17 protein-coding genes and 1 pseudogene are annotated in these 26,542 nt (G+C 59.5%); 11 read left to right on the forward strand and 7 right to left on the reverse strand.

Annotated features, from left to right (window positions below; genetic code table 11):
- Window positions 1-69 precede the first annotated feature (69 nt).
- Window positions 70-1,266, reverse strand: a complete 1,197-nt coding sequence (locus IY145_RS13635; RefSeq protein ID WP_196410543.1) for a DUF932 domain-containing protein — start codon at window positions 1,264-1,266, stop codon at window positions 70-72.
- 329 nt (window positions 1,267-1,595) lie between these two features.
- On the opposite strand from IY145_RS13635, the gene IY145_RS13640 reads away from it, so the two are divergent.
- Both IY145_RS13640 and IY145_RS13645 read left to right on the forward strand, forming a co-directional pair.
- Window positions 1,596-1,790, forward strand: a complete 195-nt coding sequence (locus IY145_RS13640; protein WP_196408703.1) for a hypothetical protein — start codon at window positions 1,596-1,598, stop codon at window positions 1,788-1,790.
- Between the two features lie 58 nt (window positions 1,791-1,848).
- Entirely contained in the window at window positions 1,849-2,703 is an 855-nt protein-coding gene (locus IY145_RS13645; RefSeq protein WP_210332670.1) for a site-specific DNA-methyltransferase, read from the forward strand.
- Here IY145_RS13645 and IY145_RS13650 read toward each other — a convergent pair.
- Window positions 2,689-2,946, reverse strand: coding sequence for an aspartyl-tRNA synthetase (locus IY145_RS13650; protein WP_196408704.1), 258 nt, complete (start codon window positions 2,944-2,946; stop codon window positions 2,689-2,691). The genes IY145_RS13645 and IY145_RS13650 overlap by 15 nt on opposite strands.
- Before the next feature lie 376 nt (window positions 2,947-3,322).
- Between IY145_RS13650 and IY145_RS13655 the strand changes: the two are divergent.
- From IY145_RS13655 to IY145_RS13675, 5 genes and pseudogenes are all read left to right on the forward strand, one after another.
- Window positions 3,323-4,894, forward strand: a pseudogene (locus tag IY145_RS13655) (DNA methyltransferase); the annotation flags it as partial.
- 113 nt (window positions 4,895-5,007) lie between these two features.
- On the forward strand, window positions 5,008-6,348 hold the full coding sequence (locus IY145_RS13660) for an IS1380 family transposase (protein ID WP_196408705.1): 1,341 nt from the start codon (window positions 5,008-5,010) through the stop codon (window positions 6,346-6,348).
- A complete protein-coding gene (locus IY145_RS13665) occupies window positions 6,314-7,729 on the forward strand; it encodes a type IIL restriction-modification enzyme MmeI (protein ID WP_312030588.1) in 1,416 nt (471 codons plus the stop codon). Before IY145_RS13660 ends, IY145_RS13665 begins: the two co-directional genes overlap by 35 nt.
- On the forward strand, window positions 7,726-9,807 hold the full coding sequence (locus tag IY145_RS13670) for a DEAD/DEAH box helicase (protein ID WP_196408707.1): 2,082 nt from the start codon (window positions 7,726-7,728) through the stop codon (window positions 9,805-9,807). Before IY145_RS13665 ends, IY145_RS13670 begins: the two co-directional genes overlap by 4 nt.
- A complete protein-coding gene (locus IY145_RS13675; RefSeq protein WP_196408708.1) occupies window positions 9,800-11,005 on the forward strand; it encodes a GIY-YIG nuclease family protein in 1,206 nt (401 codons plus the stop codon). The genes IY145_RS13670 and IY145_RS13675 overlap by 8 nt, the downstream gene beginning before the upstream one ends.
- Before the next feature lie 17 nt (window positions 11,006-11,022).
- Here IY145_RS13675 and IY145_RS13680 read toward each other — a convergent pair whose 3' ends face one another.
- The 3 genes from IY145_RS13680 to IY145_RS13690 all read right to left on the reverse strand — a co-directional run bounded on the left by IY145_RS13680 (window position 11,023) and on the right by IY145_RS13690 (window position 13,352).
- Window positions 11,023-11,901 carry a hypothetical protein gene (locus tag IY145_RS13680; RefSeq protein WP_196408709.1) on the reverse strand — a complete coding sequence of 293 codons (879 nt, stop codon included), beginning with the start codon at window positions 11,899-11,901 and terminating at the stop codon, window positions 11,023-11,025.
- 381 nt (window positions 11,902-12,282) lie between these two features.
- Window positions 12,283-12,702, reverse strand: coding sequence for a DUF5615 family PIN-like protein (locus IY145_RS13685; protein ID WP_196408710.1), 420 nt, complete (start codon window positions 12,700-12,702; stop codon window positions 12,283-12,285).
- On the reverse strand, window positions 12,699-13,352 hold the full coding sequence (locus IY145_RS13690; RefSeq protein WP_246722017.1) for a DUF433 domain-containing protein: 654 nt from the start codon (window positions 13,350-13,352) through the stop codon (window positions 12,699-12,701). Before IY145_RS13690 ends, IY145_RS13685 begins: the two co-directional genes overlap by 4 nt.
- 322 nt (window positions 13,353-13,674) lie before the next feature.
- Between IY145_RS13690 and IY145_RS13695 the strand changes: the two genes are divergently transcribed.
- On the forward strand, window positions 13,675-13,974 hold the full coding sequence (locus IY145_RS13695; RefSeq protein ID WP_196408712.1) for a DUF1778 domain-containing protein: 300 nt from the start codon (window positions 13,675-13,677) through the stop codon (window positions 13,972-13,974).
- A 5-nt stretch (window positions 13,975-13,979) separates the two neighbouring features.
- Window positions 13,980-14,489 (forward strand): GNAT family N-acetyltransferase, encoded by a 510-nt coding sequence (locus IY145_RS13700; protein ID WP_109027779.1) that lies wholly within the window; start codon window positions 13,980-13,982, stop codon window positions 14,487-14,489.
- A 306-nt stretch (window positions 14,490-14,795) separates the two neighbouring features.
- On the opposite strand, the gene IY145_RS13705 is transcribed toward IY145_RS13700, so the two are convergent.
- Both IY145_RS13705 and IY145_RS13710 read right to left on the reverse strand, forming a co-directional pair.
- Window positions 14,796-16,223, reverse strand: a complete 1,428-nt coding sequence (locus tag IY145_RS13705; RefSeq protein ID WP_196408713.1) for a hypothetical protein — start codon at window positions 16,221-16,223, stop codon at window positions 14,796-14,798.
- The gene (locus IY145_RS13710) at window positions 16,183-18,732 is read right to left on the reverse strand and encodes a hypothetical protein (RefSeq protein WP_196408714.1); all 2,550 of its coding nucleotides are present in this window, start codon (window positions 18,730-18,732) and stop codon (window positions 16,183-16,185) included. Before IY145_RS13710 ends, IY145_RS13705 begins: the two co-directional genes overlap by 41 nt.
- Before the next feature lie 600 nt (window positions 18,733-19,332).
- Between IY145_RS13710 and avs3a the strand changes: the two genes are divergently transcribed.
- The gene (gene avs3a / locus IY145_RS13715; protein WP_196408715.1) at window positions 19,333-25,641 is read left to right on the forward strand and encodes an AVAST type 3 anti-phage nuclease/ATPase Avs3a; all 6,309 of its coding nucleotides are present in this window, start codon (window positions 19,333-19,335) and stop codon (window positions 25,639-25,641) included.
- On the forward strand, window positions 25,592-26,308 hold the full coding sequence (avs3b, locus tag IY145_RS13720; RefSeq protein WP_312030589.1) for an AVAST type 3 anti-phage proein Avs3b: 717 nt from the start codon (window positions 25,592-25,594) through the stop codon (window positions 26,306-26,308). The genes avs3a and avs3b overlap by 50 nt, the downstream gene beginning before the upstream one ends.
- Window positions 26,309-26,542: the final 234 nt, after the last annotated feature.

The raw sequence follows: 26,542 nt of genomic DNA on the forward strand, positions 1-26,542 counted from the left end.
GAGGATCAGCAGATGCGGAAATGCACGAAGCCGGAGATACGGATTTCCGCGTCTCCGGCTTTCCGGAATTCAAGCTGCGCGATCGAGGAGCTTCTTGGCGCGACCCTCCAGATCGAGACGGGCGTCCTGATGTGTCTTGTTCCGCGCCACGGCAGTGATGCCCTGCACGAAATCGAAGATGCTCTCGGGCTTTCGACCTTCCTCGGCCAAGACGGTATCAATGATCTTCGCCGTCTCCTTCTTGGAAAAGCCGCGCCGTCGCAGGAACTCGTCGCGGTCCTCGTCGGTTCGGGCGACGATCTTTTCCCGCGCGGCCTTGATGCCGTTCACGAATGGCATGGGTGAGGAATCGGCGAAGCGGGTCAGCGCCGGGGCGGCCTCATGTGCGAAGCGGGAGGCGGCGTATTTCGAGTGGCGGATGGTGATTTCCTCGAAATCTTCGACGCCCCAAAGATTCCTGTTTTGGCAAACCGCGCGGAGATAGAAGCTCGCGATGCCGAGCGTCTTTGCGCCGACCTCGGAATTCCAGCAGTAGAAGCCGCGGAAATAAAGATCAGGCGAGCCGTCCGGCAGCCGACCGGCTTCGATCGGATTGAGATCGTCCACGAGAAAGAGGAAGACGTCGCGGTCCGAGGCATACAGGGTCGTCGTGTCCTGCGTGATATCGACGTGCGGATGGTAGACGCCGGTCGACCAGTCGAGCACGCCCGGCACCTTCCAGCGCGTATCGCCCGTGCCGTTGCCCGCGATGCGCTGCACGGCCTCGACAAGTTCATGGTCGTAGATGCGGCCATAGTCGGGGCCGGTCACGGCTCGCAGTTCGACGCGGCCATCTTCGATCTCCAACGTCTTCACTTGCTCGGCGCGATTCGACGTCAAGCCGTATTGGAGGTTGATGCCGGCGAGTGGCGCCGGGAGCTGGCGGAGGTAGGCGGCCGGCGCGCCGACCAGGCTCGCGAGCTGACCGAAGCTCCAATGCGTCGGCGCGATCGGCGCGTCCGAGCCGGGCAATGTGAGAGTGAGGCGCTCCGCGTTACCGCGGTCGGCCCCCACCCGGATCGCCGCGCTCTCCACCGTCCGAGTGCGGCTGCGCTCGGTCCGGCCGCGCGCTGCCGCGTAGAGGTCTGACAGGGACAGGAAGCGCTCGTCTGGCGGCCGGGAGAACCATTCCGAGGACACGCGGCCGATTCGTTCGCCCCGATGTACGTCCACTTTGTAGCCGGCGGCCCGATCGTGCGGAGTATCCAAAATAGCTGACTTGGTCATAGGGTTGATCTCCATGACGGGCGCTGGAGGCCTCTTCTCTAGCGCTCGACCCGTCACGGAAATCGGTCCGACCTCTTCCTCTGGGAGCTCACACCGCTCGGCTGACTACGACCAATATACACTGGCAGGAAGAGGTCGCGGTGGCCGAGAAGGACAGGCTCGAGTGGGTCGTATGCCGCGCGCGATGAAGCCCGAATAGCGGCGAAGGGAACCTCCGCGCTGCAATGAAACGTTGGACACAGAGGATGGGGTCGCGGTCTGGACCGGTGATCGATAGCCCATATCATCGGGCATTTTCCGTAAAGCGCTGCCGTGCTACCTAGGGGGGCATGGCGCTATCCGCGACGGACCCCGTCAACGACAACGATCCGGACCCGTATCGGCTCGGAATTGAGGGTTTCGCGCGCGGCGTTCCCCGGCACATGAATCCCTTCGACGAGACCGACTACGGGACCACGGTGTGGGAGGCATGGTTCGACGGATGGGACGACGCGAGCGACGAATCCCGAGAGTGGCGTAAATAATTGATTAACCATAAGCCTTGTACCCTGCCGCGAATTCGGTAAGATGCTTGACTCCGAATTGAACGGCTGGACGTCGATGTTGCAAGTTCTTGATGGTAATCGCGCGGTTCGTCAGGCGGAAGCCCGATCGCGCTCATGGATGGTGGGACGGCAGGAGATTGTCCTCGGCGACTGCGAGGATGAATTGGCGCGCATGGAGGCCGGAAGCACCGACGTCGTCGTCACGTCGCCTCCTTACAACATCGGCGTCGCCTACCGGTCCTACGACGACAAGAGGCCGCGCGAGGAATATCTGGAGTGGCTGAGACGGATCGCCGCTGCGATCGAGCGCGTGATGAAGGATGACGGGTCCTTCTTCCTCAACGTCGGCAGCACGAACGCCGACCCCTGGCTTGCGATGGACGTCGCGAACGTCTTCCGCGAGGCGTTCACGCTTCAGAACAATTTCACCTGGGTGAAGTCGATCAGCATCGGCGACGATTCCGTCGGCCACTTCAAGCCGATCGCCGGCCAGCGCTTCCTCAACAACAACCACGAGTCGATCTTCCACTTCACGAAGACCGGGAGCGTGCGGCTCGACCGTCTCGCCGTCGGCGTCCCTTTCAAGGATAAGAGCAACATCGCGCGGTGGGGGCACGACCGGGACAAGCGCTGCGCTGGGAATGTGTGGTTCATCCCATACAAGACCGTGCGCTCGAAGGCGCAGAAGTTCGACCACCCCGCAGGCTTTCCGGTCGAGCTTCCCGAGCGGTGTATCCGCCTGCACGGGAAGACGGCGGCGACGGTCCTCGATCCGTTCCTGGGCGCGGGATCGACGCTGGTCGCCGCCGAGCGGCTCGGCTGCGCCGGCGTCGGGATCGAGATCGATCCGCAATACGCCGGCACGGCCATGGAGCGCCTACGCGCGTCCTAATTTCGGTCCAAGGACCCGCTCGAACGCGCGGCGCAGCCGGTTTTCCCAGCCGCCATTGCGGTAGTCGAAGGCGTATTTGGGAATGCGCCGCAGATCGTCCGGCGTTAGTTCCAGCTCGCCGGTGAGGCGATTCAATTGCCTTTGCAATTTGACGAGGAGCCCCTGGAAGCCGCCGTCCTTGGCGGTTTCGGGAGGCTGTTTCAGAATCTCGTCGGACTCTTCCGACATCAGAATAACTTTCATCTGTCGTTCCTGGGTATCGAGGAGGAGGATGCCGGCGCGTCGGGGAGGAATCGTGGCGCTCCGACATTAAGTAGTCGAGCAGATTCCGGGGCGGCATTCAAGCAACAGATACTTCATCGCAGCTTAATCTAAGCAATTGTAATAAAAAATTGCCTTGTATATCAAGGGGGGCTTCGGAAGCTTTAAGTAGTATATCCCCTGTGGATACTACTCTCAAAGTCGCCGGAACGGCGATGGCCGACGAATTGATGGCCGGGTTGTCGCGGGTCATGGCGCCGAGCGGTGTGGGGCACCAATCTCGACCCATCCGAGCCATTGACAAAGGTCGCGAGCCGGTGGCGATTCCAATCGGGACTGAGCCCGCGGATTCGAAAAAATGAATGCTGTAGAAATCGAGGAAGCCGTCTCGACGCTTGCCGCCGCTCCGTTCGACCCCATTGAATTCCCATACGCTTTCCTTGCCGCCTTCGGCAACAAGGAGACGACGCTCAAGCGGCTCCGCAGCGGCTCGTCCAATGCCTCGGACGTCACGGGAGGCGTTCTTCAGCGCAACAACATCCATCTCGCGGCCTGCGCGGACGGCAAAGTCGGCGCGATGCTCACGGCGCTCAGGAAAAGCCCAAAGACTGCATCTGCGAAGGTCAAGTTCATCCTCGCGACCGACGGCGCCGACTTCGAGGCAGAGGATCTGAACACGGGCGAGACCGTCGCCTGCGACTATTCGGATTTCCCCAACCATTTCGGCTTCTTCCTGTCGCTCGCGGGGATCTCCACCGTCAAGCAAATCCGCGAAAGCTCGTTCGACATCCGGGCCACCAGTCGCCTGAACAAGCTGTATGTCGAACTGCTGAAGGACAATCCCGAATGGGGGGCCGCCAAGCGCCGCCATGACATGAACCACTTCATGGCGCGGCTGATATTCTGCTTCTTCGCGGAGGACACGGACATCTTCTGCCGGGAGAGGCTGTTCACCTCCACGATCGAGACGATGAGCGAGAAGGATTCGTCCAACACCCACGAGGTGATCGGGGAGCTGTTCCGCGCCATGAATACGAAGACGGCGGAGCGTGAGAGCGCCAGGGTTCCGCGCTGGGCCGACGCCTTCCCCTATGTGAACGGCGGCCTATTTTCGGGCGACACCGACGTTCCCCGATTCAGCCGCATCGCACGGTCCTATCTCCTTCACATCGGCAACTTGGACTGGAAGAAGATCAACCCCGATATCTTCGGGTCGATGATCCAGGCCGTCGCCGACGACGAAGAGCGCGGCGCGCTCGGCATGCACTACACCAGCGTGCCCAACATCCTGAAGGTGCTCAATCCGCTCTTCCTGGATGACCTGCGGGCGAAGCTCGAGGAGGCCGGCGACAATCCACGCATGTTGCTGAACCTCCGCAAGCGCATCTCGAGGATTCGCGTGTTCGATCCGGCATGCGGCTCGGGCAACTTTCTCGTCATTTCCTACAAAGAGATGCGGGCGATCGAGGCAGAGATCAACCGCCGGCGAGGCGAAGAGGGACGCAAGAGCGACATCCCGCTCACCAATTTCCGCGGCATCGAGCTGCGCGACTTCCCCGCGGAGATCGCACGGCTGGCCCTCATCATCGCCGAATACCAATGCGACGTCCTCTATCGCGGCCAGAAAGAGGCTTTGGCCGAGTTCCTGCCGCTCGACACGCAGAACTGGATCACCTGCGGCAACGCGCTGCGCCTCGACTGGCAGAGCATCTGCCCTCCCACCGGGACAGGGGTGAAGCACCATGCCGACGACCTATTTCATACGCCGTTCGACCAGGCGCAGATCGATTTCGAGAACGAAGGCGGGGAAACCTATATTTGCGGGAATCCGCCTTACAAAGGACGCAACAAGAAAGAAGATGACGAGCGGAGCGATACTGAGCACGTTTTCGCTGCTTATCTAGGCTCATATGCATCGTTAGACTATGTTGCTAACCCGGAAAATTCAGCGTAGGTTGGCGGGGGTGGTACAGCCTTTTGATTTGGCGTAGAGTTCGGGTGTCGAATCCAACTCGCGCCATTTCGAAGCCGCCACGCCCCGCCATGAACGATTTTACCCTGCCGCTTTCCGGCCTGTCACCTGTTTCCGGCAAGGCTGTCGTCGCCAAATTCGACGGCGGCCTGCTGTCATCCGATGGCGGCGTGCTGCTGCTGCGTGAGATCGAGCAGCGCCTGCGCGTCGCGGAGCGGCTCGCCGGCTGCATCCGTGATCCGCGCGATCCCGATCTCGTCACCCATACGCTCGCCGACATCATTCGCTTTCGCCTCCTCATGATCGGCGCCGGCTATGAGGACGGCAACGACGCCTCGGCGCTGCGCGGCGATCCGATGTTCAAGATGGCGCAAGGGCTCGCGCCTTCCGAGCGCGAGCTCGCCTCGCAATCAACGATCTCGCGCTTCGAGAATCTGCCGGACGCTCGCGCTCTGCTGCGCATGGGCCGCGCCATGGCCGATCTCTATTGCGAGTCGTTCCATCGCGTTCCAGAGCGCATCACGCTCGACATCGACGACACTTTCGACGCCGTCCATGGAGGCCAGCAACTCCGCCTCTTCAATGCGCATCATGACGAATATGGCTTTCAGCCGATCGTCGTGTTCGACGGCTCCGGCCGCTTCGTGTCCGCCATGCTGCGGCCGGCCAAGCGCCCCAGCGGAAAAGAGGCCGAACGCTTCCTGCGCCGCCTGCTGCGCAGCATCCGCGCCAATTGGCCGAGAACGAAAATTCTGCTGCGCGCCGACAGCCATTATTGCACGCCCGAGACGATCGACTTCTGCCGCGCCAATGGCCTCGACTTCATCTTCGGCGTCGCCCCGACGACGACGCTGAGGTCGCATATCCTCGGGCTCGAAGCCAAAACCAAGGCCGTGTTCGAAGCGGCGCCTTCGGCCGGCAAGGCGCGGCGCTACAAGGAATTCCTCGACGGCGCGCAGAGCTGGAGCCGCGTCGAGCGTATCATCGCGCGAACCGAAGCCGGGCCCGACGGCGTCGACACGCGCTTCGTCGTCACCAATCTCGAGGCCCGCAACGCCCGCCGTCTCTATGAAGATGTCTACTGCCGGCGCGGCCAGGCCGAGAACCATATAAAATCCTGGAAGACGCATCTTTGCGCCGACCGAACCTCATGCATGAAAGCGACGGCCAATCAGCTTCGCCTGTTCCTGCACGCCGGCGCCTATTGGATCATGTGGGGCCTGCGCATGGCCGCGCCCAAGCGCTCGTCTTGGCGCACGGCTCAGTTCGATACTCTTCGTCTGCGCCTCGTGAAGATCGCCGCGCGCGTCGTCGAGATGAAGACCGCCATCAAAATCCATCTGCCGACCAGCTGTCCCGACCGGCAATTCCTCCGCATTGCGCTCGCGCGCATCCCGCGCCTCGCGACATGAAGCGCGGGGCGAGCGCCCCCGAAATCCGAACCCTTTTCCCTCAACCCGCAAGCCTTCGCCGTTCGAAACTCCGGCCCGCCGCCAGAGCCGCTGGCGCTGCGCGCGCGGTTATCTCGAACCCAAAAAATCTTCCACTTCACCGCGCGAGCCGGTCAAGCGCTGCATAATCGCGGCTAATTGGTTCATAAAGGCATCTCATTTCTGCAATTCGACCAGAGCATCTGCAGCTTTTGTTGCTACGAATTCTATTTGTCAAGGTGAGCAAGTTGCGCTCCTTTGGCCCCTTCTGTTTAAAGCAGGAATGAAAATAATTTTCGCGCACACCTCCTTCAAATGGTCCAATCTCGCAAGCGATAATGCGGGCGTTACCGTAGTTATTGTTGGACTGTCGAAGGACGAACGAGGGGCTATAATATTCTCCGGCTCTGAAGCCCGCCGTGTCGATGTGATTGGCCCCTATTTGGTTCCGGGTTCGACGGCGGTTGTCACTCAGCGTAACTCTCCAATTTCCGAACTTGGTATAATGTATCTGGGGAACATGGCTAAAGACGGCGGCAACTTGATCATGTCGTTGGATCGGGCGCGACTGCTTGTCGAGCGGCATGCTGTCCCCCAGCATTTTATTAGAAAATTTTTCGGATCGGAAGAGATTATTCATTCCAGGCCACGCGCTTGCCTTTGGTTGGAGGAAGCAGAAGTCGAAGAAGCAAAAAACAACCCAATGGTAGGCCAAATTTTAGACAAAGTTAGAACCTTCCGCTCAAGCAGTAAAGCACCGTCTACTAGAGCTCATGCCTCACAACCTCATAAATTTGTACAACTTTCCGCCTCGGGCGGGGAAAGGGCAATTATCGTTCCTAGGGTATCATCCGAGAATAGGCCATACCTTCCTGTTGATTTCTTCGAGAGAGGCCCTGTCATTGGCGACAAATGCCTTGCAATTTACGATGAGCCTTTGTGGAATATGGCTATACTAGCGTCTCGTTTGCACTTGATATGGATCGCTACAGTTTGCTCGCGACTTGAAATGCGCTTCTCGTATGGCAACAAAATCGGCTGGAATACCTTTCCAGTCCCTATGCTCACCGAGAAAAACAAGGCCGACCTGACGCGCTGCGCCGAGGACACCCTGCTCGCCCGCGAGAACCATTTCCCGGCCACCATCGCCGACCTCTACGATCCCGAGACGATGCCCGAGGATCTGCGAAGAGCGCATGAGAAGAACGATGAGACGCTCGAGCGCATCTACATCGGGCGCCGCTTCAAGAACGACACGGAACGACTCGAAAAGCTGTTTGATCTTTACACCAAAATGACCGCGGCGCAGGGGGCGGGCTCCCCCAAGGCCAAGGCGGCGAAGAAATCGAAGGCGAATTCATGACCGCTTCCCTTCCCTCCGTCTCTATGCAAGCAGCGCGCACGGGCGCGTCGAAGAAGGCCAACGAACTCGGCATGCGCGTCATGCAGGAGCGCGCATACGAGAAGCGCGGCGAGCAGTATCTGCTGATCAAATCGCCGCCGGCGTCGGGCAAGAGCCGCGCGCTGATGTTCCTCGCATTGGACAAGCTCAACAACCAAGGAATCCGAAAAGCTATCATCGCCGTGCCGGAGCGATCCATCGGAGGCAGCTTCGCTGACGAGCCGCTCTCGAAATACGGGTTCTACTGGGACTGGGTGGTCGCGCCGAAATGGAACCTGTGCAACGCGCCCGGCGACGACAACGGCAAGGTTGCGCCCTCGAAGGTCAAGGCGGTCGGCGACTTTCTGAATAGCGACGACAAGATTCTCGTCTGCACCCACGCGACCTTCCGCTTCGCAGTCGACGACCTTGGCATCGAGGCCTTCGACGGCTGTCTGATCGCCATTGACGAGTTCCACCACGTCAGCGCCGACCAGAGCAACCGGCTCGGCGCGCACCTCCGCGACCTCATCGCACGCGACAAAGTCCATATTGTCGCGATGACGGGATCCTATTTCCGTGGCGACGCCGTGCCCGTCCTCGCGCCGGATGACGAGGCCAAATTCGTGCCGGTCAGCTACACCTATTACGAGCAGCTAAACGGCTATGAGCACCTGAAGTCGCTGGACCTCGGGTATTTCTTTTATTCTGGCAGCTATCTCGACTCGATCATGGCGGTGCTCGACCCTTCGCTGAAGACGATCGTGCATATCCCCAACGTCAACTCGCGCGAGAGCACGATGCGGGGGAAGATCGAGGAGGCCAACGAGATCATGCACGCGCTGGGCGAATGGCAGGGTGAAGATCCAGTCACGGGATTCCACCTGATCAAGCGTCCCGACGGCAGCATCCTCAAGGTCGCGGATCTCGTCGAGGACGATCCGGCCAAACGCGACAGGGTCATCGGAGCCCTGAAGGACCCCGCGCAGCGCGACAACCGCGACCATGTCGACATCATCATCGCGCTCGGAATGGCCAAGGAAGGCTTCGACTGGATCTGGTGCGAACATGCGCTGACAGTCGGCTACCGGGCCAGCCTCACCGAGATCATCCAGATCATCGGCAGGGCGACCCGCGACGCGCCGGGGAAATCCACTGCGCGGTTCACGAACCTGCTCGCCGAGCCTGACGCGTCCGAGGAGGCGGTAACGGCCGCCATCAACGACACGCTGAAGGCCATTGCCGCCAGTCTACTCATGGAGCAGGTGCTCGCGCCACGCTACAATTTCACGCCAAAGAACGCCGGGCCGCAGGAAGGCTACGACTACGGCGAGAATGGTTATAGCGACACGGGCGGCAACGTCGGCTTCAACGAGGAGACCGGTCAGTTCCATATCGAGATAAAGGGGCTGACGATGCCGCAGAGCCCCGAGGCGACGCGCATCTGCGCCGAGGACATCAACGAGGTCATCGCAGCATTCGTCCAGGACAAGCGCACTGCGGAGCGCGGCCTGTTCGACCGGGAGGGTACCATTCCCGAGGAGCTGACACAGTTGCGCATGGGCGCCATCGTGCGCGAGAGATATCCCGAGCTGGACGACGCCGACCAGGAGGCGGTCCGTCAGCACGCTGTGGCGGCGCTGAACCTGACGCAGCAGGCCAAGGCGGTGCAGGCGAATGCCCCCGGTGGAGGAGACGGGGAGCAAAGGGCCAACCTCGCGCTCATCGAAGGCGTGCGGCAGTTCGTCAACGTTCGCGATCTGGACATTGACCTGATCGACAGCATCAACCCCTTCAAGACGGCCTACTCGATCCTCTCGAAGCGCATGAGCGAGCACAGCCTGAAGCAGGTCGAGGAGATCATCGCGGCCAAGAAGATCAAGCTGACGCTCGAAGAGGCGCGGGACCTCGCCAAGCGCGCCGTTCGGTTCAAGAACGAGCGCAAGCGCTGGCCGGAACTCTCGTCGCAGGACGCTTGGGAGAAGCGGTTGGCCGAGGGCAGACTGGCGTTCGCGAAAATGATGGCCGATGCGAAGAAAGCCGAGTCCACCGATGCATGACATGGACGACGACGAGCTGCTCGCGGCCCTCGAAATATCGGTCGAGGAGAGAAAGACGGGCGCATTCACGCCCGTCCAGGAACGCGTCATCGCCGGCTTCGAGGACATCGTTCGCTTCGTAAGGGAGCACGGACGGCGCCCGTCGCACGGCGAGGACCGCGACATCTTCGAGCGCCTCTACGCCGTGCGGCTAGACCGTCTACGGGATCAGGGCGAGTTCCACGATCTCCTCGCCCCGCTCGACGAGTTCGGACTGCTCTCCGGCGGCATGGATGCCGATCAGGCGCCCGAACCCGAGGGCGACGAAGCGCTTCTGGCGGAACTCGAGATCGATGAGCACGCCGATGACATCACCACGCTGAAGCACGTCAAGCCGCACGCCGAGATCAATGCCGCGGAGGAGGTCGCGAGACGGACACCATGCGCCGATTTCGACGAATTCGAGCCCATGTTCGAGCGCGTCAGGGCGGAACTCGATCGAGGTGTCCGGCGGACGAGGCGTTTCCAGCGCGACGCCGAGATCAAGCGTGGCGAGTTCTTCATCCTTGGCGGCCAACTCGCCTATGTCGCTGAGATCGGCGAGGAGTTCCGCACCGAGCAGGACCGCCGCAACGCCAAGCTGCGCGTCATCTTCGACAACAGGACGGAGAGCCACGGTCTGCTGCGGTCGTTCCAGCGTGCGCTGTACAAGGACGATGCCGGGCGCCGCATAACGGAGCCGGAGGCTGGACCACTCTTCGACGCGGATAACGACGACGATCCCCATGAGTTGCCGTCGGGCGACGAGAGCGGGACGATCTACGTGCTCCGTAGCAGATCGAGCGACACGGGGATCGCCTCCAAGCGCGCGGTGCTGCATAAGATCGGCGTAACCGGAAACGACGTCGAGAAGAGGATCTCGAATGCTGAGATGGATCCGACGTTCCTGATGGCCGGAGTCGAGGTCGTCGCGACATACCGGCTCTACCACATCAACAGGTCGAAGCTGGAGAATCTCATTCACCGCTTCTTTTCGGCGGCGCGCCTCGACATCGAATTGAAGGATCGCTTCGAGAATCCGGTAAGACCGCAGGAATGGTTCCTCGTCCCCTTGCCGGTCATTGACGAGGTCGTTCACAGGATCGAGGACAGGACGATCGTCGACTTTGAATACGACCTTGCTAGCGCTTCATTGAAGCGTATTCGAGAGGAGCGCTGACTTTTGAACGGGGTTCGTCATAGCGGAAGGTCGTCCTGGATGCTGCCGGGGATCACGTTGTGGACCTTTATGACTTCCGTCCGCTGGTCGATCAGCTCGCCTTTTTCGTCGTAGGAGTAGACGACGCGAACCGTGCACAAAAGGGCGTCGCCAGGATAAATCGGAATCTTGCGGGCATGGTATTCGTCCAGCCACGGTTCGTCCTTCATCGCCGCACTGACGTTGCTCTTCCCATGCATGAATTGCCACATCGTGTCTTTGAGCATGTCTGGACGGCGAACGGTGAGAACCAGTTCGAGAATGTTTTCCTTCTCGATGGGCTGCGCGGGAACGGTCTTGAGCGTCTCGCTCGGAAGCCACGTCTCTTTCAGGTCGACGGTGTATTCGCTCTTCCCGATCTCGACGACCAGTCCATCCCCGACCTCAAGTTCCGCCTTCGCCCTTTGAAGCTTGTCGAGGGCAGCTATCAGGCGACCGTCGTGCAGCGGCGGATAGTCGGGAAGGTGCCGGACATCGGTGTGCACGGCGTCAATGACGATCTCCTTCTTGAACTCGCCGAGTCTCGCCTGTGCGTCGTCTTCCTTGTCCAGGTAGCGAATGGCCCGAAGGCGGACGCCGTTCACGAAGCCGCCAGCGAGGCGCTTCCAGTCGCCCGACTTCAAAGCGTCCTCGTCGACCGACCTCAGAGCATTGGCGAGCCGAACGCGCAGGGAACCCGACGCGACATCTTCCAGGACGAGAGACGTCTCGATTTTCCCATCGAGCGTCGGAAGGACCGCCCGGTCGAGGCTCTGGAAGGCGTCTATCAGTGCGCTGGCGGCGTCGAAGACCCGGCGCGGGTTTCCAGATCCCTTTTTAAAATCGATGATAAAGCTGAAATCGCCTTCGTGCTGCATAACGGTTCCCGGAAAGGTTCTCCATCTGCCGGCGATCTAAGACAGACTTTCTACGGCGTCACAAGCGCAGGCGGGAGACGCGGGTTGAACCTCGGCCTGTGACAGCATGGACATCGGGACAAGGTTTTCGCAAGGGCGATTGTTGGCTGCTTGCGCCTGACCGTCGCGAGCGAGTTTTCGACGTGGCGCTCGGATCGGATCGGATCGGCGGCGCCGCGGGGGTATGGACGCTCGGGAAGGACGGATGCTTTGGCGATTTCGGCGACTGAGGGGGGATCCTCGCCTTGATCGGCCCGCACTGCTCGACGATGGATGGCAGTACGAGGTCCCGCACCGTGCTCAGCACGGCCTCGTCCGACCATGACGCCTGACAGACTAGCGTTATGATTCAACCGCTGGAAGTTCATAGCGCCAGACGTGCAAAGCGTCCTCCTCCCAGGTGACCTCCAATACTTGGTTCACGAGGTCAGCATCGGCTCCGAGTTCATCGAGCACATGCTCGAAAAGTTCGATCTGCATGTCCAGATCCATGCCTGATGGCCCGTTGAGGCAGACAAGTCCAGCGTGGAGGGCGACGTCAGCGTACTGTCCCTTCGCCCCCGGTTGCTTCGCCGGGCCCCGGAAGTCGACAGAGTTCTTGGTGACAAAGGTCCAATCCCCACCGAGGATGATGGGCTTCAGCTCCCAGTCCTTCAGGCCGGCTCGGCTGAGCCAGACGACGTGGGACGATTCGCCGTGTCCTTTGGCGTGCGCGAGTTTGGTCAGCTCGGGGCTCAGACACTCGTCGATCAAGAACTTCATCCCGCCTTCCTGCTGCGAGGGACCCGTCGGTCGGCGACGATGGCCGCACCTTTGGGAAGCTCGTCACTCGCCTTGGGGCGACCCCGCGTAGGGTTTGCCTCGGCGTAGATCGCCGCAAGCTCGACCTTGTCCGAGTCGAGGGAGGGATAGGCCGTGAGAATGCGATCCATTTTGAGGCCGGCCGCCACGGAGGCGGCGACGTCATGAACGGGAACGCGCGTGCCACGCACGACCGGGGCACCTCCGAGCACGTCTGGATCGGATACGACGATCTCGCGGGCGGCTGCTAGACGCTCCATGCGCTCCTTGGTCCGCCGGACGAAAGGCGCCAGGTCGATGGTGAGAAATTCGTCCCGCACGGTCCAATCCTCTTCAATCAGGGACGCAAGGGCGCGAGTGCGGAACCTGTGGAGGCGCGACGCCACCTCGCGGATCGCGAAGAGGCGCTCTTCGGAGGTGAGGTGTTTTGCGCTATCGAAGTAGAACGCGATGAGTGTGCAGGCTGTCGCTGTGACGCGCCGGCCATCATCAAGCGAAAAGAACCCCTCGGGAAGGATGTGCTCGTCGATGACCCGATTGACATCGCGGAGAGCGACGCAGGCGACCACCGCAGCCTCAGACGGCTTCAGCATGTCCGTGACAGAACCCATGACGCCCTCCATTAAATCTTCCGATAGATCGGAATATATATCGGCGAGGCCTCGACTTCAATGAAACGGTCGTCAGCCGGACACGAGCAAGATGTCCACGCCTGCTAGGGTGGACACCATGTGGACACCACATCGGGAAAGCGAAAGGCCGCCTTACGGCGGCCCTATCGTAACACTCTAATTTTCTAGATGATTTTTGGAGCGGGCGAAGGGATTCGAACCCTCGACCCCAACCTTGGCAAGGTTGGATGCAAAAAGCACGGACATTTCTGTATTGTAATTCGCACTACATAGGGATATCTTTATTATTGAGGAGATGCCTATGGCCGCAAAAGCCGAACGCAAGGAACACCCAATTTCGATGCGCCTTCCAGAGGCCGACATCGCGATGATCGACCGAGCTGCGGGTCTGCGGGGCAGGTCGCGCACAGACTTCGTGCGCGAAGCCGCCGTTCGCGCGGCCGAGGAAGTGCTGATGGAGAACCGGCTCATTCGCATGAGCCCGGAGGGCTTCAGCGACTTCATGGCGGTTCTGTCTGGGCCGGTCAAACCGGCTCCCGAAATGGTGGAGTTGGCGAAGAGGCCCGTTCCTTGGGACCCTGATTACGTCGCGAAAAGCTAAATCCTGTGGTCCTGTCGGCTCCTGAACCGCTGACCGCAGTCCACGACGTGTCCGAGTTCTCCTGTGGAAAGGCGTCGCTCGACCATTGGCTCAAGACCCGAGCGCTTTCCAATCAGGAGAAAGGGTTTACGGCTGTCATGGTCGTCCATGAGGAAGCCCGCGTCGTCGCCTATTACGGCCTCGCGCCGACCGCGGTCGTTCCGAATGTGCTTCCTCGATCCATCCGTACCGGCCAACCACCTGATCCCGTGCCTTGCCTATTGCTCGGCCAACTCGCAACCGATATCGGTTGGACGGGACATGGAATCGGAACTGGGTTGCTGAAGCACGCACTTGAACGTTGTGTGACGGCGGCGGCGCTCGTCGGAGGCCGTGCACTCGTGGTCAACGCCGTTGATGATGAGGCCTCGGCGTTCTGGCGACGACGCGGCTTCATTCCATCGAGAGATGACCCGCTAGTGTTGTTCCGTTCGATTGCGGATATCGCTGCTTCCTTGGCCGAGGCGCGTAGCTGAGGGCAGGGAGCCTATGCGCGGATGCGATCGTTCAGCATACCGCCGGATTGTCGAACGGTCACCTCTAATCTTGGTGATATTACGCGGCGAGTTTGGGGATTACGCCTTGCACCAATCGCAAGAATCGGGTGTTGCGGGTCCCCGCAACCACTTCATACATAAATCAATCACCGCCCCGATCTGATCATCGGGGCGGTGTCTTGCTTTGTAGCGGAGCTATGGCTCACACAGTTGAAAAGCGCATTTTGCTGAAGTTCGAATGTAAGCGTTAGCGGCATTCGATGACTCGGGGCAGTCGTAAGTCTGTCACCTTGAAAGGGTGCTCGGTTTGGCCAAGTTGCCTTGGATGATGAAGGCGATCACATAGATAGGCCGATCGTTCGGTTGAACAGGAATCACCTTGATGGCTTCTACCATTGGAGTTGGGGGAGCCTTCTTTTCCGAACCATCTAGAACGCAGAGGATGGCAATCGTCTTGTCGGAACCAACGGCATAAGCAGATGCTTGGAGCGAATACTTTTCTAGCTCCTTGGTGCTCAATGGTGCGTCATTCTTCACCTTCAACTCGATGCGCATCTGTCGAAACGACAAATCGGTGCGGCCTCCGCCCGCCTGCGCCTGGACCTCGAGTTCGACTCCGATCTCAGGATGTCGCCGCAGATGCTGTGCGACGTGGCTTTCAAATGCAGCTTCATTGAGAGGCGAGGGGAAGAGATTGGCGTGAACCGCCTGACCCACGAGATTGGCGAGTGGCTTGAAAAGGTGCAAAGCGGTGCCGATCTCGCGCTCGGAAATGCGGGGCTCGTCGCGCAGCCGATTGCGGACTTCGATGAGCTTGGCGTCAAGCGAAGGATAGCCGGTCTCGCAACGATCCTCGAACTCTGAGCTGTCGATCCTTAAACTCCGTTGTCCTGCTACGGCGACGGGCTGCTCTGCACTGACGGGTTGAAACTCGGCGGAATAAAGAAATTCAAGAGGACGTGCACCGATCGCGATACGCATTCGGATCGACAGGCGGCCATACGTTTCCAGCGTGAAAGGCGAATTGCCTTTCGGTCGCGCGAAGCTAAACTCGGGCAGAGTCCAGACATCTTCGGGTTCCACTGAAATCGGCTTGAGCACTAGCCGTTCGGCTTCCTCGGGCCAACGCGAGACGCGAAGCTTAAGCTCAAGATCATGCAGCCGATCGGCGGGTAGGCGATGAATGGCCGCCGCTTCCTTGCCATTGATCCGGAATTCGAGGAACGCAACCGCGAGTTCAGATTTGGCTTTGACCGTATCTTGCCTCCAGTGCGGGACCGTTGGTGGCTCGGTCGTAAAGATCGCCACAGGAAAGGTCACGCGTGCCAAATCTTCGAGGAGCACTCCAACGTCCGTCGCGGCGAAGTCACCGTTGACCGCCGATAATCGAGACCTAAGCTCATGGCCATAGCCGGCGTCGGCTGTTTGCCATTCGTAAAGCTGGAGCCGGGCCGCTCGCAGAAAGCGATCGGCATCGGCCTCGCCAGTCCGGACCGCTCGGTGCCAGGAACGAAGCTTAGCAGCGATGGAGACGGCTTCGCTCAGCGCCTGCCAGTCGGCTTGGCTTTCATCGTCGTGGACTCTTTCGAGAACCGCGCGGACATTTTCCGCAGCCTCAGCAAGCGCGTTCGCGGCATCGGGACCGGCCGGCGCCAGCAGCGCCCTGACCGCCCTAATGCGGGATGGAAAAACCGCTTCGAGAATCGCGTGCATGGCGTTCCTCCATCAAGGCTTCCTGTTCGCTCACTTTCGCTTCCCATTCGTTGGCCAGTTCTGCCCAGCGCTGATCATCGCGTGCGACAAGCGCCTCTTCCATCCGGTAGGCAAGCAAGGGAAAGCCAACGAACAAGACGCGGCCTTTGTCCTTGACCGTCGCTCCGAACGTTTCCGCCATATGCGCGAGAAGCCCCGTCGCGTCGGCTTCAGCGCCAGCGCGGTATAGAGCATCGGCGATCAAAGTCGACAGCCACATCTCGCTGTCGGCGAGCGCCTTCGCCACCTCCACCAACCGGCCTTTGTGCTTGCGCACGCTTTCCGGGCTCATCGCGCGAATGAGTTCGGCCTCGTCGTCGCGTCGGTTGAAATTTCCGGCATATTCTGGAAGGACATGGGCGACGACCAGCGCGAAGTCGTCGCTAGCTTTCAATGAATACCGCAGGCCCCGCGAATCCGAGCGCACATAGAGCGGCTCGGCCTTGAGTGTGGCATGACAGCAAAAGTCGCGAACCTTGTCGGGATTCGGCAAATGATCGGCGCGCCGCGCGAGTTCGTCGATACAGTCGACAAGAAAATCATCGTCCTTCTCAGATTCGGAATAGACGGTGACCAAGTGGAACAGGGCAAAGGCGACGCGAGGCTTCAGATCCTCGGGTAGCGAAATCCGCCTCAGCGATCGAACCGCGTTTTTATGAACAAATATGAACTGGTCCAGGAGCAATGCGCAAAAGGCCTCGAAGACGAGGGGCGGAAGGTTTTGGCGACCTCGCGCTGGAATCTCTGATAAAGCCAAAGCGGCCTCTCCGCGACCAAGAACGCTGGCGCCAACCAAGCCGGAATAGAGCATCGGGAGCACGGCCTTAAGACCAGCGACGTCGCCCGCCATTTCCATCGCCGCTCTCAACGCGATCCCGCGAAGCAACTCCCGCTCGTGTGGGATCGCTTGAACCGCTTCGATGAAACGCGCTTTGGCTGTTTCGCTCTTCGATGCTTTCGCAGCCGCCTTGAGAAAATTCTCGGCGACTTGGTAAGCGGCCGAGCGGAGGCTGCGTCGTTCGAGATGCTCATGAATCGGCGCCCGCTCGCCTTGCCGCCCTTCTGTGGTCACGACCTGCTCATCGATCAACAAGGCCGCACCGACGAGCTTATCTGCATGTTCTTCGATAAACGGCCAGACCTCGTCAGGCGGGTAGCGGAATGCGCTCGCGACTGTTGAAAGTATCTCTATTTCGAACAGTTGCGACGGAAGCCACGTTAGCCGGTCAAGACCGAGCTTAAGCCTAGCTTCGGGATGCCTCTTCTCTTTGTCGCGAGAATAATGGCCGCGCCAGGCTTCGCTGTAGATCTTAGCGATGTTGCGCTTTGCCTCGATGTTCGCGCCCGCGCTCAGATCTTGAAGAACTGTGTCGAGCGCTTTAGGCTCAAGATCCAACATTAAATTTAGCGCACCCGCCATATCGCCAAGGCTTTCATGCTCGCCAAGGTCGCTGAGCAACTGCTTGGCGCGCACATAACGTGCCGCCGCCACAAGGACGAAGTCCTTGGCGGCAGGGGGATCGTGCTCGATGATGAGGCGTATCGATCGGCCAACGAGCTGAGAAGCGGCAACGGTCTTACGTTCAAGCAGCTGTTCGATGCCGCGCGTAACAGACTTGGGCTTTTCCTTCCACATCGCCAACAGCAGCCGACTATCCGAGCGCGGTTCGTGGCCGCCGAAAAACTCCCGGTGATCGGGGCTTGCGAGCTCGGCCACCGCAGGGACTAGATCGGGGACGTCGCCGTCCTCAATTTGCGCGAGATTGGCCATAAGCACCTGAGCGGCCGCCTCGGCACCGATGCCACTGCGGAGAAGCCGCTGCGCGAGTAGGAGAAGCCGACGCTCGTTTGGGACGACCGCGGCCCCGACATCAAGCGCGAGCAGAGCAAGCGAAGTGGCGGCTCCTGATTGATTGAAGATAAGGTCAATGAGCTGCGGATCGAGCCGCTCCGGCGCCATCCTTGCGGCTTCGACCAACCGCGTGCGGTCTACATCATCATGGCTTCGGTCGTATGCTTCAAGATCATCCAGCAGGGCCTGATTGATGGCATCTAGATTCTTGCGAATACCAGCACGCTCCAGGTTGCGTTGCTTTAAAGCCTGCTCAGCTATATTCCGCTCGACCTGTTCGCGCGCATAAGCGATCCGTCGCGCTTCTTCGCGTTCAGCGACCAGCTTGGAAAGATTGGGCAGACCGACCGGCTGTCGAATCGTGCAGGTCACGCAATTGCGGTCATAGAAGTCGAGCGAGGATTCGCCAAAATCCCAACAGGCCATGCCACCCATTGGCGCATGGTCGCACTCCATCGAGAAATGGCTGATGGGAAGGCCCGTCATCTGTTCGATCATCCCGGCACCGCCCATACGCTTAGCCCGAGCATGCGAACACCAATTGTGCATTAGCGTCATCACTTCGGCATTGCGTTCGCCGGCCGCGATGGCCTTTTCGATTTCGTCGTCCCTGCGCATTGCCCCAACATAGTTGTTGTGTCGCCCCTCTCGTAGAGACTACGGATAAGAATCCACTACAATTTAGGCAAATGAAGCCGGGAAGTTCGAATTATGGATTCCAACGAGCTCGGCTAGGCTTTCCCTGGCTGTTCACGGTCGATAGCGCAGGCGCTGAAGAGGCCGATTTCCAACTTTGAAGCGGTAAGCAGACAGTCTGCGATCAGTCCCAAGATTGTCGGACCGCAAAGCGGCTCATTTTGGCCGTTGGTACGCCGGACAGGACAAGGATAAGAACATCTATGTAAAATCGGTGTAAAATTTGAAGACAGCCGAAAGCTGTGAGTCCGCTTTACCTCTGGCTACGACCGTATGTCGGCTCCCACAGATCGCCCAGCGTCGCTGAACGCGCCCTTAGCGGTCACCCAATCAGCACGCCCGACGGCCGGAACTCGACCCGGCTCTAGCTCTTGCCGCCGCGCGGATCATTCGCTACCGAAAAGCCTAAGCGATGTGTTCACTGATATTCTAAGCCGATGCGTACCGAAGCACACCGGCGGGGTTGCGACCGGAAACGATTTTCCCGGCACTATCCCTTCATCCGAATCGAGCGAAGACCCGATGTCCGAAACTAATTTAGTTCGTCCAAGCCGCGATGGCGACCAGTTCCATTATCTGTGGGCCGCACGCCGTTGCCTACTTCTCCTTTCGCCCGACGCCAGCTTGAAGGCGGTCACGATCGAGGGGTCATCTCCATCAGAGGCAGCGGCGGCGGACCGCATTACGACCGGCGAAGAGCTGATCGACGTTGGCGAGTATTACGGGAGCGAAAGTCTCGAACAGGCAACACTGATTCGGTACATCCAGCTCAAGCACTCAACACTGAGAGCTGATGAAGCTTGGGCGCCAAGTGGGCTCGGAAAGACGCTGACGGGATTCGCCGAGCGATTCAAAGCCCTTCAACAGCGCCTTCGAACAGAACACCTGGACGGCAAGCTAGAGTTCTGGTTCGTTTCTAACCGCCCGGTCAACTCCGACTTTCTCGAAGCTGTTCATGACACCGCCGAAGGCACTGCGGCGGCGCGGCACACCGACAATCTCAAGAAGCTTGAGAGGTTCACAGGTCTCAGCGGCACGGCGCTCGCGGCCTTCTGCAAGCTGCTTCGGCTCGAAGGAGGTCAGGAAGGAGTGTTGGATCAACGAAACATATTGGCCCAAGACGTTAGTTACTACCTTGCTGATGCAGACGTTGATGCGCCCGTGCAACTGAAGGAGCTTGTGACCAAAAAAGCTCTCTCCGTGAGTGCAGAGAATCCAACTGTCACGAGAATGGACGTGCTTCGGGCGCTCAAGACCGACGAGAGCCGCCTGTTTCCTGCGCCGTGCTTCATCAAAGACATTGCGAACGTAGTCCCGCGTGAGCAAGAACCAGAGCTCAACCGGGCGATCATGCAGGCGGACGATGTTGCGGTCATCGTTCATGCTGCCGGCGGAGTGGGAAAGTCGGTTTTCGCAACGCGCATCAACTTGGCGCTGCCCGCAGGCTCATCCAGCGTTCTCTACGATTGTTTTGGCAATGGCCAGTACCGCAGCGCCAGCGGCTATCGGCATCGCCACAAGGACGCTCTGGTTCAAATTGCGAATGAGCTAGCTGCCAAGGGGCTGTGCCACCCGCTCATCCCGAGCCCTCACGCCGAACCATCGGCCTACGTGAGAGCCTTTCTTTATCGTCTAACGCAAAGCATCACCTCCCTCAGGGCCGAGAATGCGCAAGCGCTTCTCTGCATCGTCATTGACGCCGCGGACAATGCGCAGATGGCGGCGGAAGAAATTGGCGAAGCGCGATCTTTTGTGCGCGACCTGCTCCGAGAGCAGTTGCCGGAAGGCGTACGGTTGGTCGCCCTGTGCCGGACGCACCGGCAGGGGTATCTTGACCCTCCGCCCTCCGCTCTACGGCTTGAACTGCATCCATTCAGCCGAGCGGAAACTGCGACGTGCTTGCGCCAAGTTTTCACCGGTGCCACCGAACAAGACGTCGACGAATTCCATCGCTTGAGTTCGCAGAACCCTCGCGTTCAAGCGCTGGCCCTCGCGCGCAAGGTCTCGTTGAGCGAGATTCTCCGGGCGCTCGGCCCAAATCCCACGACGGTCGAGGACGCGATCGGCAACCTTCTTAATGACGCAATCGCGAGGCTGCGCGATGCGGTAGGGTCCATCGAGAAGGCGCAGATCGACAGAATTTGCGCTGGGCTGGCTGCGCTCCGGCCCTTGATCCCTCTATCGGTTCTGGCGTCAATGTCGGGGGTCGATGAGGCTGCGATCAGGAGTTTCGCGTTCGATCTTGGGCGTCCGCTCCTTGTTACGGGCGACACGATTCAATTCTACGATGAGCCCGCTGAGACTTGGTTCAGAGACAGGTTCAAGCCAGCGGCAGGCGATTTGGCGGCTTTCATTGCAAGCCTGAAGCCCATCGCGGCGGGTAGCGCCTATGTAGCATCCGCATTGCCGCAACTCATGCTGGAGGCGGGTCATTTTGCGGAGCTTGTGGCGCTCGCTCTCTCTTCCGAAGCTCTGCCGAGCACCAGTCCGGTTGAAAAGCGTGACGTTGAACTGCAACGCCTTCAGTTTGCCCTCAAAGCGAGCCTCCGCGCGCGACGTTACACCGATGCGGCGAAGCTGGCGCTGAAGGCCGGGGGCGAAAGCGCAGGCGATGAACGACAACGCAAGCTACTTCAAGCGAACACCGACTTAGCGGCGGTCTTCATGGAGAGCGAGCGCATTCAGGAGCTCATCTCGCGGCGAACATTTGGCGCGGGTTGGGTCGGTTCACACCACGCTTATGAAGCTGGACTGTTGTCAGGACGCGGCGAGCTGCTGGGCGATGCGCGCAGCAGGCTACGAATGGCCCGCGAATGGTTGCGGAACTGGGGTCAGCTTCCGCGTGATGACAGGAAACGGGAAAAAGTGACGGATAACGACATCCTTGAGATGGCGACCGCCTTTTTCAACATTCACGGTGCCGCTAGCTGCGCACATGATTTACGCGGATGGTCGCCCCGTGAGGTTTCATTTCGCGTGGGGCGGACTCTCGCAAGCCGATTCATCGATCATGGTCGCTATCACGATCTCGATAATCTTGCAGTGGCTGCCGAGAACAACCTGTGCCTCGTACTGGCGATCACGCTGGAATTACGAGATGTCCATAGAACGCCGCCAAAAAGTGTGGTCGAATGTGCTCTTCGTTTAGCTCGCGATCCGCGGATCAAGCTCAGCGACGGAGATCGCTGGGACAATGACGGGAGCGTCATCCAAGCGGTAACTGCGCTTGCGGAGGCAGCGCACAAGCTCTCGGTTGGTGCGACCGGCGAATTGATCTCCCTTCTTACCCGCTATCTCCCTCCTTCGCCTCCGCAGGGACTCTCGTCCCGCTATGGGAGGACACGGTTTGCGTTGCTTCGCGCGTATGCCCTGCGCGCGGCTCTCAATGGGCAATCACTGAATTTGATCGATTTGGCGCATGATGGCCTACGAAAGGAGCTGGAAAACCCGAAACCTCATTCCGACTCTCGGGACGTACAGGAGTTTAAGGAAGACATCGGCGCCCTCTTGCCGTGGCACCGCCTGTGGGCGGCGACTTTCATCGGTCGAACGGCGCGTGCCGATCTTGCCAACGAGATCGCGGAAACGGCCGCTGCGTCTTCGAAAGCCGAAAAGATCAGCTATCGGGAGGAGTCGTTCACGTCCAACGAAGTCGCCCGAGTATGGTTTGATACGTTGTTGGTCACGGGAAGCGCTGAGGCCGCATCGCTGGACGAGCTGAATAAGTGGATCGTGGGCCTCAAGCGGCCATTATACGCGAAGACGCTTACGCACCTTGCGCGGCTAGCAGCCCGATCGCCCTCGCTCGAGGCGCACGCGCTGGAATATGCCAGCAAAGCCTTCGGGCTGATTCGCGACGAGCGGGAAAGTGCGGAATCGAAGTCGGACAGCTTTGTCGATCTAGCGCGCGCGACCTTGATGGCAAGCCGCTCCGAGGCGGTCGCGTATTTCAATCTGGCCGTGGAAGTCGCAAGCAAAATTGGCGATGAAAACCTAGATCGCTGGGGTGCGTTACTTGACCTCGCTGATCGTGCGGCCTGCAGAGACAGGCCAGATCCGGTGACGGCGTATCGGCTCGCGCGCTGCGCGGAACTTACCTACGACTACGTCGTCCGCGACAAGCATTTTGATTGGGAAGCGACCGTTGAGGCGATCGCCGGCCTATGCGGGAGCTCTTCCCTTGCGATCCTCAGCCGCTGGCGGGATCGGGATTTCGGATGGACGGAACGGTTATTGCCGATCGCTGTCAACTTCCTAGTTTCGCACGGTGAGCTCGACCCAAAGGTTGCGCTGGCGTTGATCGGCTTTCGTGCCCAGTGGGATGAGCCTCTGTTGCTCAAGAGAGCTTTCGCTGCCTGCGCGAACAAGGCTGAAAAAGAAGCCACAGCGGAATTTTGCTACCGTTACATTACGCTGGGGCAGCACAGTCTTGGAAGGTGGCGCGCGCTCAAAAACGTCTTGACGCAGCATGGCATCGCGGTCACCGAACTTGATGCATGGATCGCCCTAAGTGAGCGCGAAGAGCAATCAGACAAACCGACGGACAATAGCGATGACCAGGACCGCGGCGCTCTGCCAGACAGTAGTTACGAGCGCGACTGGAACGCAGTCTTCGAGGATATCGATCTTTGTATCGCTAACGACCTTTCGCGCGCGCGTCGGCGTTTCAATAATAGTGCGTTGCCGCGCTATCCTGACCGCTTCTTTGCAGAAGCATACCGCCGCGTGAATGTCGGCAAAGAGGCCGAGTTCATCGCGGCTGTCGCTGACGTAACCGATTTCGGACTCTATGATCTGCGCAGCTTTCTTGAGCTTCTTCCAGAAGCTTGGAAAAATCGGCTCGCGGTCAAGTCGGCTCTAGCCGAAACTTTGAGGGTATTCTGCCGGCGGCACTGCATGGCCGTCACGAAAAGCCGGTACTATGAGGTGCTTCCATTCAAGACCGCGTGCGAGCTATCCGGAATTCCAGAAGGCGATGTCGTCGGCGTTGTTCTATCTGGCATTGGCGAGGCGACGGAAGTCATCGGTGCGCGCCGCTTGTTCACGCTGGTCGGACTCCTCGCGTCGAAATTATCGGAGAACGAAGCGATTGAAGCACTTTCGTTCGGGCTAGATCTGTTCGATACGGTACTGGAGGACGCCGACGGCGATGGCCCGTGGTCGCCAAAGTTCGAGCCGCCCGCTGAAATAGAGGGCTCAGTCGCCGGTTACATCTGGGGCGGCCTTGCTGCGCCACGGGCAAGCTTGCGTTGGGAAGCTGCGCACGCGGTACGCGCGCTTTGCAGGCTCGGACAGGCCAAGGTGCTTGGGCATCTCGTCGCGTTGGCGAGCGGAGCATCAGCCGATGCCTTTGCCGACGCCGGCCTGCACTTCTATAAGTTGCACGCACGCCAATGGTTTCTGATCGGATTGGCGCGCGCCGCGAAAGACCACCCTGGCATCGTTGCCCCACATGCCGACTTCCTGTTCAAATTGGCGTTCGCCGGTGAACCTCACGTCCTCATTCGGGCATTCGCAACGAGAACTATCGAAGCTCTGTTGGACGGCGGGTTCTTGGGATCGCAAACCGATTTACGAGCGCGGCTCGCTACCGTCAACGCATCTTCTTTTTCTCCCGTCGAATCGAAGTCCTATCGGCGCTTCGAAGACGACGAGGCTGACGGTGAACGCAAGGCCGAGGCCGACAACAACGACGATCGGTTCTATTTTGGCATCGACATGGGTCCTTACTGGCTTGCGCCTCTCGGAAGGTGTTTCGCGAAATCGCAAGCCAGCATCGAACGCGAAGCGTTGCGCGTGATCAGAAGCGATTGGAACCTCCACGGGGGCAGCCAGTGGAATGAGGATGCGCGCTACCGCCGAAAGATTTTCAGAGATAGAGAGCCCCATCATTCGCACGGCTCGTATCCGCGAGTGGACGAGCTTCGTTTCTATCTTTCGTACCACGCGATGATGGTGGTGGCCGGGAAGCTGCTTGCGGCAGTGCCAGTGCATCACGATCCCGACGACTCCGAGGATGAGTTTCGCAATTGGCTATCGAGACATGATCTGTCCCGCCGTGACAACGGATGGCTGGCGGACCGGCGCGACCCAGTTCCGCTTGAGCGGCCGAATTGGAAAGATGAAAAGGAAACGGACGAATGGCGCTGGTCAATCGTCAGGAGTGATTTTGACCGGATTCTCATCAGCACTGACGGCAGAATGAATCTTTGGGGACGTTGGACGAGACGATCGAGACATCGGGAGGAGTCGATCCACGTTCGTAGCGCGCTTGTTTCGTCAGATCGTTCGATGGCGCTGCTGAGGGCCTTGCAGAGCGCAGGCAATCCTCACGACTATCGAATTCCCGACGCCGACGACGATTTGCAAATCGACTTTGATGGCTTTCAGCTCAAAGGTTGGCTCACCGATCGATCTCGCGATTACGGATTAGATGACCTGGACCCTTGGGCGGGTGCCATCAAGTATCCGCCGCCAGCGCCCGCCGCTTACGTCACCGAGCTCATGAACCTTAATTGTGACGTAGAGCGTCGGCGATGGCATGTTGAGGGCGATCACGGCGATGTCGCGTGGTCACAAGTATGGGGACACTTCCGCGACAAGGATGACGATGAAACGGAAGGCGAGACTGGTTCTCGTTTTCAGGCGTCGTTCGCGTTCGTTCTTGCGCTCTTGCGTAAGCTACGCATGGATTTGATCGTGGAGGTAGAAATTGAACGGCGGCGCTGCTATTCTCGCTGGGAAAGTAGTAGGAACGATGACCTCGGATTCATTCTGCCAAGTGCACGACTCTTCCTCCTCAAGTCCGACGGTAGTCTCAGCACGCTGTGAGGCGACGCTTGAGCTCGGCAGGAAGCTGACGAGTGAGCTCGACCTCGATCGGTCCGTGGATACCCTAGGCCGGTGGATGGCTCACTATGTCGCCGAGCTGATCCAAGACGCTGAGAAAGCAAGCGGCGAAGAACGACCGGCTAAGATTCGGGCGTGCTGCGAAGTCATCATCAGCCTATGGAAACATCGTCACGAATTGCCAAACGGTAAGCGTCCATTTGAGGAACTCGAACCGATCCTGAGAGCGCTTGAAAGCCTTGATCCGGACGACAGCACGCCAAGATATTTTCGTTCGGCACGCGCTGCTGCCGACGACGCTGATATGGACGGAAAGGCGAAGTCGTGGCTGAAGCTCATCGACAGCTTGGATTATTCGGCAAGAATGCTTATTCGTTACTGCCTAACGCAAGCTGCGGAGGTTGCGCTCGATAAATCGAGGGAATGGGTCGCACTTGCTGAGGCGGCCGGGGCAGACAATGGGGTTGAACTTCCGATAATTCGCGTCCTCGTTGGTGAGAATAGCCTGTTGAAAAAGTCCGATCCGAATGAGGCCAACCGAAAACAGCTGCAGGACCGCATCGATCGGCTGGAAGGCTTCACGCAGATGGCCAACGCGCTGGCATCGGATCTGAAGCGGCGCGTTCAGGAATTTCCAGAGGCGGAGTGATCGAACGTCCGCAAAGATCGTCTAGAGATATGCTCAGTGCGAGCATATTCTATCCGCACGAAAGCCGCCGTAGCCGACGTGCGTGTCGGCATAGCGTGTGACGCGCTCACTTTGTCCTTGGTGAGGACGAGAGGGGCGGCGAAATACTTTCGCCTCGGCAATCTCGTGCCGTAGATCGGCGTGAGAGCGCTGGAATTTGCGTCAATTGGCATCGCGACGGCAATAAAAGACCCG

Source organism: Methylosinus sp. H3A (assembly GCF_015709455.1).
Taxonomy (GTDB): domain Bacteria; phylum Pseudomonadota; class Alphaproteobacteria; order Rhizobiales; family Beijerinckiaceae; genus Methylosinus.

Coding starts and splice junctions, on each gene's coding strand:
- IY145_RS13640 (WP_196408703.1), top strand. CDS start 1,596: ATGGCGCTATCCGCGACGGACCCCGTCAACGACAACGATCCGGACCCG.
- IY145_RS13695 (WP_196408712.1), top strand. CDS start 13,675: ATGGCCGCAAAAGCCGAACGCAAGGAACACCCAATTTCGATGCGCCTT.
- IY145_RS13660 (WP_196408705.1), top strand. CDS start 5,008: ATGAACGATTTTACCCTGCCGCTTTCCGGCCTGTCACCTGTTTCCGGC.
- IY145_RS13675 (WP_196408708.1), top strand. CDS start 9,800: ATGCATGACATGGACGACGACGAGCTGCTCGCGGCCCTCGAAATATCG.
- IY145_RS13710 (WP_196408714.1), bottom strand. CDS start 18,732: ATGCGCAGGGACGACGAAATCGAAAAGGCCATCGCGGCCGGCGAACGC.
- IY145_RS13650 (WP_196408704.1), bottom strand. CDS start 2,946: ATGAAAGTTATTCTGATGTCGGAAGAGTCCGACGAGATTCTGAAACAG.
- IY145_RS13680 (WP_196408709.1), bottom strand. CDS start 11,901: ATGCAGCACGAAGGCGATTTCAGCTTTATCATCGATTTTAAAAAGGGA.
- IY145_RS13670 (WP_196408707.1), top strand. CDS start 7,726: ATGACCGCTTCCCTTCCCTCCGTCTCTATGCAAGCAGCGCGCACGGGC.
- avs3a (WP_196408715.1), top strand. CDS start 19,333: ATGTCCGAAACTAATTTAGTTCGTCCAAGCCGCGATGGCGACCAGTTC.
- IY145_RS13635 (WP_196410543.1), bottom strand. CDS start 1,266: ATGACCAAGTCAGCTATTTTGGATACTCCGCACGATCGGGCCGCCGGC.
- IY145_RS13685 (WP_196408710.1), bottom strand. CDS start 12,702: ATGAAGTTCTTGATCGACGAGTGTCTGAGCCCCGAGCTGACCAAACTC.
- IY145_RS13690 (WP_246722017.1), bottom strand. CDS start 13,352: ATGGGTTCTGTCACGGACATGCTGAAGCCGTCTGAGGCTGCGGTGGTC.
- IY145_RS13705 (WP_196408713.1), bottom strand. CDS start 16,223: ATGCACGCGATTCTCGAAGCGGTTTTTCCATCCCGCATTAGGGCGGTC.